The organism is Shewanella sp. 2_MG-2023, assembly GCF_030548905.1.
Taxonomy (GTDB): domain Bacteria; phylum Pseudomonadota; class Gammaproteobacteria; order Enterobacterales; family Shewanellaceae; genus Shewanella; species Shewanella electrodiphila.
This window is the reverse complement of sequence record NZ_JAUOSO010000002.1, coordinates 149,785-164,325: the sequence shown is the minus strand read 5'-3', so window position 1 is coordinate 164,325 and position 14,541 is coordinate 149,785. Positions and strand designations below refer to the sequence as shown.

Sequence of the window (14,541 nt, the reverse complement as noted above, 5' to 3'; positions counted from 1 at the left end):
TTTTAAGTTAAGTAATCGTTTAACTAAAATACGTATTTGTATTTAGCAAGATAAGAAGTCTGAAATGAATGAGTCAATTGTAAAATCGCAGCAGTATGAGGATGTCGATTTTCAATTGGCTCATATTCGTTTAGCCGCCAAACGTTATGGCGATAAAAATAAACCGATATTACTCGCGCTACATGGTTGGCTAGATAATGCTGACAGTTTTGTGCCATTGGTCAACGCATTTCAGCAGCTTAACCTATTCAATGACTTTCAATTGATTGCGATAGATTGGCCGGGTCATGGCTTTTCACAACATCGTCCTGGGCATTATCCACTGCATTGGATAGATTACCTTTATGATTTAGATGAGTTGATGACAAAGCTAACTAAAGAGCAACCAGTCACAATCATTGGTCATTCACTCGGCGGTATTGTTGCTGCAGCTTATAATGCTGCTTTTCCAAACAAAGTCACTCAACTAGTGTTAATTGAAGCTCTGGCGCCTTTATTTGAGTCTGTTAAACATTCAAAAGAGCGACTCACTCGCAGTTTTAAACAGCACCATCGATATAATCAAGCAGTGCTGCAACAATCTAAGCAACAACAATCGAAGCAAGCCCAAGAACCCAATAGGCAATTATCCATTGAACGTGCAGTCAATGCCCGTCATCAATTAACTGGCATGGACAAACAGTGGTGCGAGTTAATTATTAAGCGTAATCTTGAAATTAAAAATCAGTGTTATTGTTGGAAAAGTGATCCGCGTTTAAAGCTTGATTCACCTTATAGATTAACCTTTGAACAGGTTGACGCTTTAATGAGCGTCAGTGACACACCATGCCTATTAATATTAGCCGAACAGGGCTTTAAACAGTTAAAATTAGCTTTGCCTCAAGCAACATTGTGGTTTAACGATTTAACTGATGTGCAAATAGAAGGGGATCATCATTTGCATATGGGCAGCGCGGACCAAGTTGCTAACACGATTAGAACATTTATTCTAAATTAAGCCTTTAGCACTGCAAAATCACTAGGCTTTTTTTTTCATTTATGTGATTATGGTCTAAATTTAAACGGTCGTATGATTTTTTGTATGGCTGAGAATAATAATTAACAATAACGTTTTTACTGTCGCTAGTATCAATAAAAATAATTTACGCTAGCTTAAGATGCAGTGTTTTTGACACCGTGATTATTGAAGCCATTGCTTCATAGCATGTGTCAGGATAAATAGGAGAAACTTGTGGACCAGCCTTGGATAAATAATCTACCAGAAAACGTACCGGCGGAAATTGATACTAACCAATTTACTTCTTTAGTCGATATGTTTGAATCTGCAGTATCAAAGTATGCTGACCAACCTGCATTTATTAATATGGGGGCGACATTAACTTACCGTAAGTTAGAAGAAAGAAGTCGTGCATTTGCAGCCTATTTACAAAATGAATTAAAGCTTGAAAAAGGTGACAGAGTCGCCTTAATGATGCCTAACTTATTGCAATATCCGATTGCATTATTTGGCGTATTACGTGCTGGTATGGTTGTAGTTAACGTCAATCCGCTTTATACCCCACGTGAACTAAAACACCAATTAGTCGACTCTGGTGCCAAAGCCATTGTTGTCGTCTCTAATTTTGCACGTACGTTAGAAGAAGTGGTTGCTGAAACGCCTGTAGAGTCAGTGATCATTACTGGTCTTGGAGATCAACTAAGCGCACCCAAACGTACATTAGTTAATTTCATTGTTAAATACATCAAGAAGATGGTGCCAAAGTATGATTTGCCTCATGCACTTTCTTTTAGGCAGTCATTAACTAAAGGTCGCCGCCTGCAGTATATTAAACCTGAAATTAACGCTGAAGATTTGTCATTCTTGCAATACACAGGTGGTACAACTGGTGTATCCAAAGGGGCAATGCTTACCCATGGCAATGTGTTAAGTAACGTTTTACAAGCTAATGGCGCATATTCACCAGCGCTTAAAGACGGCACAGAATTTGTTGTTACTGCATTACCGCTTTATCATATTTTCGCATTAACGGTTAACTGCTTATTGTTCCTTCATAAAGGCAGTAAAAACTTATTAATCACTAACCCTCGTGATTTACCCGCTTTTGTGGGCGAACTTAAAAAGTATCCTTTTACTGCGTTAACTGGGGTAAACACCTTGTTTAATGCCTTAGTCAATGATGAAGATTTTAAGAGTCTAGATTTTAGTCGTCTAAAATTGTCAATTGGCGGTGGTATGGCGGTGCAAAAAGCGGTTGCTGATAAATGGCAGAACATTACTCAAACCCGCTTACTTGAAGGTTATGGCTTAACTGAAGCTTCACCATTGGTTACGTGTTGCCCATATAACCTTGATGGTTACAATGGATCTATTGGTTTCCCTGCACCTTCAACGGACATTCAAATCCGTGATGATGAAGGCAAGGTGTTAGCACAAGGTGAGACCGGTGAATTGTTTGCTAAAGGTCCTCAGGTGATGAAAGGCTATTGGCAGCGCCCTGAAGAAACAGCTAAAGTCATTGATAAGAATGGCTGGTTAGCGACAGGGGATATCGGTTACATGGATGAAAAGGGCTTTTTCTTCATTGTTGACCGTAAAAAAGACATGATCCTCGTTTCAGGGTTCAATGTATTCCCTAATGAAGTTGAAGATGTCGTTGCATTGCACCCAAAAGTGATTGAAGTTGCTGCTGTTGGCGTACCAAATGATGCTAGTGGTGAACTAGTTAAAATATTTGTTGTTGCTAAAGATAGCAGTTTAACTGATGCCGATATTATTAAGCATTGTCGTCATCATTTAACAGGATATAAGGTACCAAAGCTGGTAGAATTCAGAGACGAGTTACCAAAATCCAATGTAGGTAAGATTTTACGACGAGAACTTCGAGACGAAGTTAAATCAGCGTAAAGTAGAGCCGGCAATAGCCGGCTTTTTATTGCATATCATTTATGCTTACATTGGCGCTAAGTTAATACTGGAGAGAATTTTGTTATCGTTTGAATACATTAGCGACCAAGCAAGCCTTGAGCAATTAGTCGCTCAATACCAGCAAAGTGAGTTACTGGTATTAGATACCGAGTTTGTCAGAACAAGAACCTATTACGCTAAGTTAGGTTTAATTCAAGCATATGACGGTAAAACGTTGGCTTTAATTGATCCAGTTGCTTTACCTGATTTAAGTTGTTTTTGGCAGTTATTATCCGATCCGAAAATCACCAAACTAGTCCATTCGTGCAGTGAAGATTTAGAAGTGTTTGCCCGTTATGGTCAATGCCAGCCATCTCCATTATTTGACAGCCAAATTGCAGCCAGTTTATGCGGTTTAGGTCATGGTGTTGGTTACGCAAAATTAGTGCAGCTGTTTTTAGACATTGAAATTGACAAAGGCGAGTCGCGAACTGACTGGATGAAACGTCCGCTCACAGATGCACAGCTTCAATATGCAGCCAATGATGTTTATTACTTATATAAACTTTACCCAGAACTGTTAGCTAAAGTCACTGAAGCTAAAAGAATGGATTGGTTACTTGAAGAAGGTGAGCGCATGACTGAAGGGCGCTTAACGCCGCCTAATGAAGAGCTTGCTTATTTAAAAATTAAAAACGCATTTCAGTTATTCCCAAAGCAGTTGGCATACTTGAAAGTGTTAGCGACATGGCGATTACAAAAAGCGTTAAAGAAAGACTCAGCGCTTGGCTTTATCATTAAAGATCATGCGTTGATAGCGCTCGCTAAAAAACAGCCTAAAACGGTAACTGAGCTGAATCAGTTAAATGATTTAACGGATCATGAGAAACGTTTTCATGGCAAAGAGTTAATCAAAATACTGCAAACAGCAGACTTAGAAAACTTACCTGAAGCCGTTGACGTTATTGCACTTAAGAATGGTTACAAAGCATCATTTAAAGAAGTTAAGGTGATTTTAGCGGCCATTGCTGAAGAAAAAGAAGTAGCAATTGAGTTTATTGGATCAAAACGTTTGATACATGAATTCTTGCTATGGCTTCATCATAAGAAACAAACGCCAACGCCTTTGTTATTGTCGGGCTGGCGCGGCAAGCTTGTTAATGAAGCGCTTGATAATATCAAATTTGGATAAATTTCCTGTAATTGACTGTGTCAATTGCTATAAATCGAGTCAATAAAAAAGCCTAGATAATCCATTGTTATCTAGGCTTTGTTTATGCATATAAATCAGATACTGACTTACTCATACGACTAGCTCATTCGAGCGTTACATCATATGACCATCAAAATATGCCTAAGGTTACTTACCGTCAGGTAAGGTAACATTGAGCTCTAATACAGAGAGTTTGTCATCATTTTGGTCAAGTTGCACTGACACTTGATCTTCAGATATTTGTACATACTTACGAATGACTTCAATGATTTCTTGCTTCATTTTAGGGAAGTAATCAGGCGCATCACGCTCGCCGCGTTGATGGGCGACAATTATCTGCAAACGCTCTTTTGCTGTAACAGCAGTATTCGGTTTTTTATTGCTTCTGAAATAATCGAGTATTGACATAATTAGCTACCAAAAATCCTTTTCAAGAATCCCTTTTTCTCTTCAGTAAGGAACCTAAACGGCACTTCCTCACCAAGTAAACGTTGTACTGTGTCAGCGTAAGCTAAACCTGCGTCGCTTTCGTCATCATTAATGACAGGAATGCCTGAGTTAGAGGCTTTGAGTACAGCTTGCGACTCAGGAATAACCCCCAATAATTTGATGGCTAAAATTTCAGACACATCCTCAACACTGAGCATCTCACCTGTTTTAACTCTAGCAGGAGAATAACGAGTTAGTAATAAAAACTCTTGAATTGGTTCAAGATTTTGTTCAGCGCGGCGAGAACGACTCTGCAACATACCTAAGATACGATCTGAATCTCGTACAGAACTCACTTCTGGGTTTGTGGTTACGATAGCGATATCTGCAAAATAAAGTGCCATCATTGCACCTTGTTCAATACCCGCTGGTGAGTCACAAACAATGTAATCGAAATCTTTGCTTAATTCGTCAAGTACACCGCCAACGCCTTCTTTGGTTAACGCATCTTTGTCACGGGTCTGGGAAGCAGGAAGAATAAACAGTTTGTCGCAACGTTTATCTTTGATGAGTGCTTGATTTAGATTCGCTTCACCATTAATGACATTGACAAAATCATAAACAACACGGCGTTCACAACCCATAATTAAATCAAGGTTACGTAAACCGATATCAAAATCGATTACGACGGTTTTTTTGCCTTTTAATGCTAAGCCGGTTGCAATCGCAGCGCTTGACGTTGTTTTACCAACGCCGCCTTTACCTGATGTGACAACAATTATTTGTGCCATTTGTTATTATATCCTTTTAAGTTGCCAACTATTGAGGCAATGATTCAACCATGAGTGTATCGCTAGTTAAGCGGATGCAACCTCGCTGATCGCTACAATGCTGCTGCAAATGTTCTGCTAGCCAATATTGCCCAGCAATTGAAACTAATTCTGCATCGAGTGAGTTTGCAATGATAATACTGTTTCTATCACCAGCAGCTCCAGCCATAGCTTTACCGCGTAAAGCGCCATATATATGAATGCTACCATCTGCAATGACTTCAGCACCATTACCGACCGCACCAAAAATGATTAAATCGGCATTTTTTGCATATATTTGCTGCCCAGAACGCACATTTTGTTTAATGATTTTGGTTTCTTTTGTCGGAGCTGGCATGTTTTTGGCTTGTTTGCCTGATTTTACGATGGCTAAGCCTAATGTTTTAGCCTGCTGACTAATGCTTTCATTAGCAGATGTTACACCAACTATGATCAGTTGGTTATCAGTAAGAAGTTGTTTTAATGCAGCGAGATCAACATCATGACTTTCAATTGCGCTTAAATTTAAGATTAAAGGCGCACCAATGAAAAACTGGGGTGCTTGAGATAACTTAGTATCTAAATCAGCAGCAATGGCGTTAAAATCATGTGTATTAATATGAAGTACTGAAAGAGTAAAAGATGTGGCTTTCAACTCAAGACTTTGTGTGGCCATCCAGGCGTTAATCTCCAAAAATGTCAGTATGAGAACTGAATTGCAATAATTTATTAATTGTCCATGTTATAGTGTGTGTAGTTGACTATCAAGCAAGAAACAGAGGAATTTAACCCCAAAATGATATGTGCCGTATATAAAAGTAGCCGAAAACTTGATACCTACTTATTTGTTGAGAAACGTGATGTTTTTGATGCTGTTCCAGAACCTTTAATGAAAATGTTTGGCACGCCTAAGTTGGTCATGTTGGTTCCATTGTCTAAAAGAGAAGAACTTGCGATGGCTGATATCGAAAAAGTCAGATCTGAATTAGCTGACAAAGGTTTTTATCTTCAGTTACCACCACCGGTGACAAATTTATTGGATGAGCACCGTAAAAGTTTAGGGCTCAGTGATTAAAGTGGCTTATATTATAAGTGATGATTTATTTTGGAATATTGGTTTGTTTTGAATTCCAGTTTGTATAAGATAATATCTTGATTTTATGTGGTTATGTATTGGGTATTTCGACGTTAACACAAATGTGTTAACGTTAAGTTAATAAGAACAAAAACAGCAATAATGAGTTAATTTAGGACAATTTATGATTGGGAAGATCATTTCATCTGTAATAGTAACTTTTTTTACTATTAATTTGGCATATGCTCAACAGAGCGTCAGTTTTGATGATTACTTAGCTACATTAAAAGATAAAGCCTTGCTTGCTGGTGTATCACAGACCACCATTAATGAACATTTTTCAAAAATTAAAGTGTTTAAGCGTGCTACTGCAAATGGTTCTAACAGAACAATAAACCTTGAAAGTTACATTCCTCAAAATGCACCAGAAATTACTGTCAGCACAGCCCGAGCAATGTTTAAAGAGCAACATGAATCGCTAATTGCTTTAGGTGACCGTTACGGCATTCAGCCGCGTTTTTTAGTTGCCTTATGGGGGATGACCTCGGAATTTGGTGAGCAAAAAGGCAATTTCCCAATTCTATCTGTAACAGCATCTAATGCATATTCAGGCAACAAAGAGCAATTTTTTGTTGATGAGTTTATTGCAGCGTTAAAAATTCTGGATAATACCCAAATACAATATGAACAACTTATCGGTTCATCAACAGGTGCCATGGGGCATATGCAATTGATGCCTTCGCAGTATTTACAATACGCTCAAGATGGTAATGGCGATGGATTAAAAGATATTTGGAATAACCAGTTTGATGCTTTTGCAACTGCAGCTGCGATGTTAAAAGATGCTGGCTGGAAAAATGATGAGACTTGGGGTCGACAGGTGAGCTCAATAAATCCAATAGACAGTTATATGGTTGGCACTGAATATAATGAGACATTCACTGAATGGCAAAAATTAGGTGTTAGACGTTATAACGGTAATGACTTACCTAAACGTGATGATATGCAAGTATCATTATTAATGCCTGATGGTGACAAAGGTCGTCAATATTTGGTTTATAATAATTTCCGCTTATTACAAGCATGGTCAGTTAAAGAACATTTTTTACTCACTGTGACTTACCTTTCAGAACGAATTAAAAATCCTCCAATCAATTAATGGTACAATGTCGGCAATGTAACGCTAATGCTGTATTGAACTATGTCATTTTGGATTGAAAAAAAACTGCACGAATTAACCACCGTGCAATGGGAATCATTGTGCGATGGTTGCGGCAAGTGCTGCTTAAACAAATTAATTGATGATGAAACTGAAGAGTTGTATTACACCGATGCCGCTTGTCATTTATTAGATGATGAATCATGTAATTGTCGTCGTTATCCTGAACGTTTTAAATACGTACCAGCATGTACAGCCATTACGGTTGATAATGTCGCTGAATTGACTTGGTTACCTGATTCTTGTGCTTATAAACGCCTCAATGAAGGCCGAACGTTACCAAGTTGGCATCCGCTTATTACGGGCTCTAAAGACGCTATGCATGCGGCGGGGATATCAGTAAAAGGCAAAACCATTAATGAAAAACGTGTCCGTGATGTTTTTGACCATATTGTACTTTGGCCTTTAAAAGACATCGATTAGTTTGCATCGAAAATCGTTATAATACCCAACAAAAAAGCACTCAATGATGAGTGCTTTTTTGTTGGGTATATAGTGTGCGAGCTCAGTAAGTACATTAACAAATACTATTCACTATTTAGTCTTAAGCGGTTTGATTGCAGGGATAAGCATCACTGCTAGTACAATGAGATAAATAACAAACGTCACCACCATCCACTGCGCCATACTGACTGACAAAAATGTCCACGGATCATCACTACACATCCCCGTAGGTGAGAAAACCGAAGGAAGCCATTCATCAAGAGGCATCCAAGCTGGAAATTCAGGAAAGAATGAGCAGGTAGAAAAAGGCGAAGGATCAACTTGTAACTCATTTAATTCAAGGGATAACTTAAGTCCCCATGCAGCGCTTACGCCCCAGCCAATTAATCCTATAAAACGCGTTAACCATAACTTAGGTGCTAATGCGCCAAACACGCCAGCAATAATTAACCCAAGTACAGCGACTCGAACATAAATACACATCACACAAGGATCGAGTTCCATGATGTATTGAAAGAATAGGGCAGCAGCTTCAAGCCCAATGGCTGAAAGCAATAAAATAATCCATGCAGCGCGCGAACGCGTAAAATGTTGTAAACCAGTCAAATCAATCTCCTGTCGATTTATGACGATAAAAAAACACCCTCGAATGAGGGTGTTTTCTAAAGCAACGTTAAATCATATCAGTATTAATGTCCAACAGAGCTGCCAAGAACTTCTTTTGCAGAGTGATGGATAATAATTTGATTATCGTAGAAATACTGGGTTGATTCCGTTAAGAGCCCAGATTCAATCATAACAATACCAACGATAGACAATACGATTGTGTATGGTAACGCCATCCATACCATACGACCGTATGACAGTCTCACTAACGGTGCTAGAGCAGATGTTAATAAGAACAAGAATGCAGCCTGGCCGTTTGGCGTTGCAACAGATGGTAGGTTAGTACCTGTGTTAATGGCAACCGCAAGTAAATCAAACTGATCACGAGTAATTTGGCCATTAATCAGCGCAGCTTTTACTTCGTTAATATAGACCGTGCCAACGAATACGTTATCACTCACCATAGACAGTAAGCCGTTTGCGATATAGAAGATCACTAACTGTGCATTACCTTCAAAGCTCAGTGCCCACTGAATCACAGGCGCAAACAAATGTTGGTCAATAATGACGCCGACAACAGCAAAGAATACAGCTAGTAAGGCGGTAAACGGTAGAGCTTCTTCGAAGGCTTTACCTAGCTGATGTTCATCAGTAACCCCATTAAAAGCAGTGGTTAGAATGATGACAGATAAACCAATTAAACCAACTGATGCTAAATGGAATGCAAGACCGATAACTAACCAAACGCCGACAAGTGCTTGAACCAGCAGTTTCATCTTGTCTGCTTTGGTACGGTTTTTATCTTCGTAATCGGAGTAATCGCTTAAAATTTTATGCACGGCATCAGGTAGCTGGGCACCGTAACTGAACCATTTAAACTTTTCGACGATAAAACATGTGGTGATACCGGCAAAAAACACAGGGATTGTCACAGGCGACATACGAATAAAGAATTCACTAAACTGCCAGTGCGCTTGCGCTGCAATGATCAAGTTTTGTGGCTCACCGACCATCGTACACACACCGCCTAATGCAGTACCAACACCGGCATGCATTAATAGGTTACGTAAGAAACCACGAAAAGCTTCTAGCTCTTCGTCATTCAATTGTTCGCGAGTTTCAGAGGTATGGTCATGATCGCTGCTAAAATCTTTACCTGAAGCGACTTTGTGGTATATCGAGTAAAAGCCAATAGCGACAGCGATAATAACTGCAATAACCGTTAGTGCATCTAAGAAAGCGGATAAAAATGCAGACGAGATACAAAACATCAACGAAACAACAATTTTAGAGCGCACCTTTGTGATCATTTTAGTGAACACAAACAGGAGCAATTGCTTCATGAAGTAAATACCGGCGACCATAAAGATCAGTAGTAGTAATACTTCTAGATTTGCTTCAATTTCATGTAAGACTTGTGCAGGCGAAGTCATGCCGATAATGACAGCTTGTATCGCTAACAGGCCACCAGGTTGAAGTGGGTAACACTTTAACGCCATTGCGAGCGTAAAAATAAATTCAATGACAAGTACCCATCCTGCGATGAATGGACTGACAAAGAAAAATAAAAGTGGATTGATTACAAGAAACGATAATATTGCATATTTGTACCATCTTGGCGAATTGCCCAAGAAGTTACTAAATAATGCAGCACCAGGGGTTGACGGCATAATAGCCTCTCCAGTTGTGAATTTGATAAGTGAACTTTTGAGGAAGGAATCTGACAGACAAATCGTAGCCGAAATAAGAGTTTGTAAGATAAAACCGGTTAGATAGTGCTTAAACTATGTTGTTTATTAGCTACTTATCATCAGTTTAATCAAGTTGATACAATTATTTCTTAGCGCTTATTATTTGTATTTTCAAAATTCGTTAGTTGTGCCACTAACTTACATCCATTTTGTTTGGCGCGTAGTTTAGCGCAAACTTTTTATATTGTAATGCGATAAAACTTATCCTTCGACAAAAAGGTAACCAATATAACTATTGGCTCACAAAGTTTTTGCGACTTGTATAATTAATCGCCGTTGGCGCATCTAAATCGATTGTTTAACGACTCACAATGGTGTGAAATGACATGACCTCTGGTATGATCAGTTCATTGGGTAACCACGGGATGTTCAAGTTGACAATTATCAATGCAAAAGGTCCTGCAAGTTTTGCAGAGAAGTATATCGTTCGTTCGATATGGGAAAATAAGTTTCCACCAGGTTCAATTTTGCCTGCAGAACGCGAACTTTCAGAATTAATTGGTGTAACAAGAACCACGTTACGCGAAGTACTACAGCGTTTAGCTCGTGACGGTTGGTTAAAAATACAACACGGCAAACCAACTCAAGTTAATAACTTTTGGGAAACCTCAGGACTTAATATTCTTGAGACAATAGCGGATTTGAATCCAGATGGATTTCCGTTGCTTGTCGATCAGCTATTATCAGCAAGAGCAAATGTTAGCGCGATATATTTTCGCGGTGCGGTGCGCAATAACCCTGAAAAAGCACAAGAAGTATTAGCAAAAATACACCAACTAGAAGACAGTGCTGAAGCTTATGCTGAATATGATTATGAGCTGCATCATGCTTTGGCATTTTCGTCGGGAAATCCACTGTACGTCTTAATTCTTAATGGATTTAAAGGTTTATACAGCCGAGTAGGACGTTATTACTTCTCGAGTCAAGAAGCCCGTTCTATCGCATTAGATTTTTATAAAGCATTAGAGAAATTGGCGATTGATGGTAAGTACACTGATGTTCCTGCGTTAATGAAGACGAATGGTATTAATAGCGGTATTATGTGGCAAAAACTGCGTGATGATATGCCTGCTGAAATCGCACAAAATGATAAATAAATGCGATTAATATAGCCATTTCATCTTTGATATTGATACAAAAAACCAACCTAACGGTTGGTTTTTTTATGCTACAAACTTACGTAAGTAAAACAACTACAGAGTGGTCATTTTTCCTTCTTCGTTAGGAGCAGGGCATTGGGCTAGTTTTACGATTTTTCCATTCGCATCAAGCTGCTCAAGGCTAACATCAAATCCCCATAGACGATGTAGATGCTTCAAAACTTGCTCATTACTTTCCCCTAAAGGGATCCGTTTATTAGGCACATAGCGTAATGTTAATGAACGGTCACCATTAATATCTACCCGTTGAACTTGGATGTTGGGCTCAAGATTAGAGAGATTATACTGTTGTGATAGTTTCTCACGGATCAAATGATAACCGCGGTCGTCATGAATAGCAGATACCGACAATCTGTTACAGCTGTCGTCATCGAGAATACTGAATAATTTAAAGTCCCGAATAACTTTTGGTGACAGGTATTGGCTAATGAAACTTTCGTCTTTAAAGTTTTCCATGGCAAAGGTCACCGTGGTAAGCCAATCACTGCCTGCAATATCAGGAAACCACTTTTTATCCTCATCAGTTGGGTTTTCACAAATGCGTCTAATATCGATAAACATATTAAAACCTAATGCATAGGGATTAATGCCACTGTAATAGGGACTGTTATAGGCAGGCTGCGCGACAACGCCGGTGTGGCTTTGTAAAAACTCTAACATAAACCTATCTGTCACCGTTCCTTCATCGAACATATGATTGAGTATGGTGTAATGCCAGAATGTGGCCCACCCCTCATTCATCACTTGGGTTTGTTTCTGAGGGTAAAAATATTGCGCCATTTTTCTCACTATGCGGACGATTTCTCGCTGCCATGGCTCTAATAATGGCGCGTTTTTTTCGATGAAATATAAAATATTTTCTTGTGGCTCATCGGGGAAATTAATGCCTTCGTCTTGCTTGTGTTCATCAGGATTCTTAGGAACCGTACGCCATAAATCATTCACTTGACTTTGTAAGTAACTTTCACGATCTTTTTGGCGCATCTTTTCTTCTTTAAATGACACTTCAGCAGGGCGCTTGTATCTATCAACGCCGTAGTTCATTAATGCATGACAAGAATCGAGTGTTAGTTCAACTTGCTCAACACCAAACCTTAACTCACATTCATGAATATAATTCTTGGCGAAAACTAAATAGTCGATGATTGAACTGGCGTCAGTCCAAGTTTTAAAGAGGTAATTATTTTTAAAGAAGCTATTATGCCCAAAACTTGCGTGGGCCATCACTAACGCTTGCATCGTGATGGTGTTTTCTTCCATTAAATAGGCGATACATGGATCGGAGTTAATTACGATTTCATAGGCTAAACCCATTTGACCGCGACGATATCCTTGCTCGGTTTCAATAAAACGTTTACCAAAAGACCAATGTGTATAGCCGATAGGCATTCCGATCCCCGCATAAGCATCCATCATCTGCTCAGCTGTAATCACTTCGATTTGATTGGGGTAACTGTCTAGCTTATAAAAAGCTGCGACTTTTTCAATTTCTTCCATGTAGGTTTCAAGTAATGGAAAATTCCAATCAGGACCGTCATCTAGTGGCATTTTTTTATTATCGTCAGCTTCGGTTGAATCAATATTTTCTGCTGTCATTGTGTTCTCCTTAGCTTGGCTGCTTTTTGAATAATTCACGGAACACGGGGTAGATATCATTAACCTCTTTAATATGTTGTACAGCGATATTGCCAAACTGCTCTTGTAAGGCTTCGTATTCTCGCCAAAGCGTTTGATGCGCGCGTCGGGTGATTTCGATATAACTGAAATAACGCGATACCGGTAAGATTTTGTCCGCTAATAACTGTCTACACGCTGGGGAGTCATCAGCCCAATTATCGCCATCAGATGCCTGTGCAGCATAGATATTCCACTCTTCGGCAGGGTAGCGTTCCTGTTGAATTTCATGCATTAAATTTAGTGCACTTGAAACAATGGTACCGCCTGTTTCTTGGGAGTAGAAAAACTCATGTTCATCAACTTCTTTAGCTTGAGTATGATGACGAATATAAACCACTTCTAAATTCTTATAGGTTTGAGTTAAAAACAAATACAACAGAATGTAGAAACGTTTTGCCATATCTTTAGTGGCTTGATCCATTGAACCTGACACATCCATTAAACAAAACATCACGGCTTGGCTTGATGGCTTTTCACGTTTGGCAAAATTATTAAAGCGTAAATCGAAACTGTCTATAAAAGGCACACTGTCAATTTTTTTCTGTAAATCTTCTATTTGTTGTTTCAAATCCATGATGATTTCAGCTTGCGTACCTGGGGTATTTTCAAGCTCATTTAATGTGGATTTAAGCGCTTTCAGTTGCTTCTTTTTTCCGGCCGTCATGGCGATACGGCGGGCGTGAGACGAGCGAAGCGACCGAACAATATTAATGTTGGCGGGTACACCGACATTAGTAAAACCAGCACGATAGGTTTCAAATTCAACCATTTGCTTCGCATTGGTTTGCTGAAGATCTGGTAGGGCTAAGTCTTCAAATAATAATTCTAAGTATTCATCATTTGAAATTTCAAATAGAAATTCATCTTTGCCTTCACCAGAATTTGAAGCTTCACCTTCACCACTGCCATCACCAGCGCCGCCACCTTTAGGACGTTCAATTTGATCGCCTTGATTAAATTGGTCGTTGCCTGGGTGAACACGCTCACGGATCCCACCTTGTCCTTGGTGAAAAATAGGCTCGCTGATATCCCGAGTGGGGATACTAATTTTTTCGCCTTTGTCGATGTCAGTAACACTTCGGCGGGTAACAGCGTCGCTTACTGACTTTTTAATTTGTTTTTTATAACGTTCAATAAAACGTTGTCTGTTAACCGTGCTTTTGCCCTTTGCATTGAGGCGTCTATCTATAAAATTTGCCATACACAACTCCTAATGGACTTTGACCTATACCGATTTATCGTAATACAGGTCA

14 protein-coding genes are annotated in these 14,541 nt (G+C 39.2%); 7 read left to right on the top strand and 7 right to left on the bottom strand.

The features are described from left to right. Positions 1-64: 64 nt before the first annotated feature. From Q4600_RS03005 to rnd, 3 genes are all read left to right on the top strand, one after another. Positions 65-997, top strand: coding sequence for an alpha/beta fold hydrolase (locus Q4600_RS03005; RefSeq protein ID WP_102526250.1), 933 nt, complete (start codon positions 65-67; stop codon positions 995-997). Positions 998-1,231: 234 nt separating this feature from the next. Beyond that, on the top strand, positions 1,232-2,905 hold the full coding sequence (gene fadD, locus Q4600_RS03000; protein WP_102526249.1) for a long-chain-fatty-acid--CoA ligase FadD: 1,674 nt from the start codon (positions 1,232-1,234) through the stop codon (positions 2,903-2,905). Positions 2,906-2,984: 79 nt separating this feature from the next. Beyond that, the gene (gene rnd, locus Q4600_RS02995) at positions 2,985-4,097 is read left to right on the top strand and encodes a ribonuclease D (RefSeq protein WP_102526248.1); all 1,113 of its coding nucleotides are present in this window, start codon (positions 2,985-2,987) and stop codon (positions 4,095-4,097) included. Between the two features lie 168 nt (positions 4,098-4,265). Here the strand turns inward: rnd and minE are convergent, their stop codons facing one another. From minE to minC, 3 genes are read right to left on the bottom strand one after another with little or no spacing between them, the layout of a single operon-like run. Then, positions 4,266-4,526 carry a cell division topological specificity factor MinE gene (gene minE, locus Q4600_RS02990; RefSeq protein ID WP_102526247.1) on the bottom strand — a complete coding sequence of 87 codons (261 nt, stop codon included), beginning with the start codon at positions 4,524-4,526 and terminating at the stop codon, positions 4,266-4,268. Positions 4,527-4,528: 2 nt separating this feature from the next. After that, complete coding sequence (minD, locus tag Q4600_RS02985) at positions 4,529-5,338, bottom strand: septum site-determining protein MinD (RefSeq protein WP_102526246.1); 810 nt, start codon at positions 5,336-5,338, stop codon at positions 4,529-4,531. A gap of 28 nt (positions 5,339-5,366) precedes the next feature. Then, the gene (gene minC / locus Q4600_RS02980; protein WP_102526245.1) at positions 5,367-6,032 is read right to left on the bottom strand and encodes a septum site-determining protein MinC; all 666 of its coding nucleotides are present in this window, start codon (positions 6,030-6,032) and stop codon (positions 5,367-5,369) included. Positions 6,033-6,152: 120 nt separating this feature from the next. On the opposite strand from minC, the gene Q4600_RS02975 reads away from it, so the two are divergent. From Q4600_RS02975 to Q4600_RS02965, 3 genes are all read left to right on the top strand, one after another. Continuing rightward, a complete protein-coding gene (locus Q4600_RS02975) occupies positions 6,153-6,431 on the top strand; it encodes a YcgL domain-containing protein (protein WP_102526244.1) in 279 nt (92 codons plus the stop codon). A 184-nt stretch (positions 6,432-6,615) separates the two neighbouring features. Further along, the gene (locus Q4600_RS02970; protein ID WP_303514348.1) at positions 6,616-7,590 is read left to right on the top strand and encodes a lytic transglycosylase domain-containing protein; all 975 of its coding nucleotides are present in this window, start codon (positions 6,616-6,618) and stop codon (positions 7,588-7,590) included. 42 nt (positions 7,591-7,632) lie between these two features. Next, positions 7,633-8,073, top strand: a complete 441-nt coding sequence (locus Q4600_RS02965) for a YcgN family cysteine cluster protein (protein WP_102526242.1) — start codon at positions 7,633-7,635, stop codon at positions 8,071-8,073. Positions 8,074-8,184: 111 nt separating this feature from the next. On the opposite strand, the gene dsbB is transcribed toward Q4600_RS02965, so the two are convergent. Together dsbB and nhaB are read right to left on the bottom strand one after the other, a co-directional pair. After that, entirely contained in the window at positions 8,185-8,700 is a 516-nt protein-coding gene (dsbB, locus tag Q4600_RS02960; RefSeq protein ID WP_102526241.1) for a disulfide bond formation protein DsbB, read from the bottom strand. A gap of 83 nt (positions 8,701-8,783) precedes the next feature. Continuing rightward, on the bottom strand, positions 8,784-10,370 hold the full coding sequence (gene nhaB / locus Q4600_RS02955; RefSeq protein WP_303514354.1) for a sodium/proton antiporter NhaB: 1,587 nt from the start codon (positions 10,368-10,370) through the stop codon (positions 8,784-8,786). Positions 10,371-10,816: 446 nt separating this feature from the next. On the opposite strand from nhaB, the gene fadR reads away from it, so the two are divergent. Then, positions 10,817-11,548: a fatty acid metabolism transcriptional regulator FadR gene (gene fadR / locus Q4600_RS02950; protein ID WP_102526276.1), complete on the top strand. Its 732-nt coding sequence runs from the start codon at positions 10,817-10,819 to the stop codon at positions 11,546-11,548. A gap of 96 nt (positions 11,549-11,644) precedes the next feature. On the opposite strand, the gene Q4600_RS02945 is transcribed toward fadR, so the two are convergent. Next, the gene (locus Q4600_RS02945) at positions 11,645-13,207 is read right to left on the bottom strand and encodes a SpoVR family protein (RefSeq protein ID WP_303514357.1); all 1,563 of its coding nucleotides are present in this window, start codon (positions 13,205-13,207) and stop codon (positions 11,645-11,647) included. Positions 13,208-13,217: 10 nt separating this feature from the next. Further along, positions 13,218-14,489, bottom strand: coding sequence for a YeaH/YhbH family protein (locus Q4600_RS02940; protein WP_102526238.1), 1,272 nt, complete (start codon positions 14,487-14,489; stop codon positions 13,218-13,220). Positions 14,490-14,541 lie beyond the last annotated feature (52 nt).

Coding starts and splice junctions, on each gene's coding strand:
- Q4600_RS02945 (WP_303514357.1), bottom strand. CDS start 13,207: ATGACAGCAGAAAATATTGATTCAACCGAAGCTGACGATAATAAAAAA.
- minC (WP_102526245.1), bottom strand. CDS start 6,032: ATGGCCACACAAAGTCTTGAGTTGAAAGCCACATCTTTTACTCTTTCA.
- nhaB (WP_303514354.1), bottom strand. CDS start 10,370: ATGCCGTCAACCCCTGGTGCTGCATTATTTAGTAACTTCTTGGGCAAT.
- Q4600_RS02965 (WP_102526242.1), top strand. CDS start 7,633: ATGTCATTTTGGATTGAAAAAAAACTGCACGAATTAACCACCGTGCAA.
- Q4600_RS02970 (WP_303514348.1), top strand. CDS start 6,616: ATGATTGGGAAGATCATTTCATCTGTAATAGTAACTTTTTTTACTATT.
- Q4600_RS02975 (WP_102526244.1), top strand. CDS start 6,153: ATGATATGTGCCGTATATAAAAGTAGCCGAAAACTTGATACCTACTTA.
- Q4600_RS02940 (WP_102526238.1), bottom strand. CDS start 14,489: ATGGCAAATTTTATAGATAGACGCCTCAATGCAAAGGGCAAAAGCACG.
- minD (WP_102526246.1), bottom strand. CDS start 5,338: ATGGCACAAATAATTGTTGTCACATCAGGTAAAGGCGGCGTTGGTAAA.
- fadR (WP_102526276.1), top strand. CDS start 10,817: ATGTTCAAGTTGACAATTATCAATGCAAAAGGTCCTGCAAGTTTTGCA.
- minE (WP_102526247.1), bottom strand. CDS start 4,526: ATGTCAATACTCGATTATTTCAGAAGCAATAAAAAACCGAATACTGCT.
- Q4600_RS03005 (WP_102526250.1), top strand. CDS start 65: ATGAATGAGTCAATTGTAAAATCGCAGCAGTATGAGGATGTCGATTTT.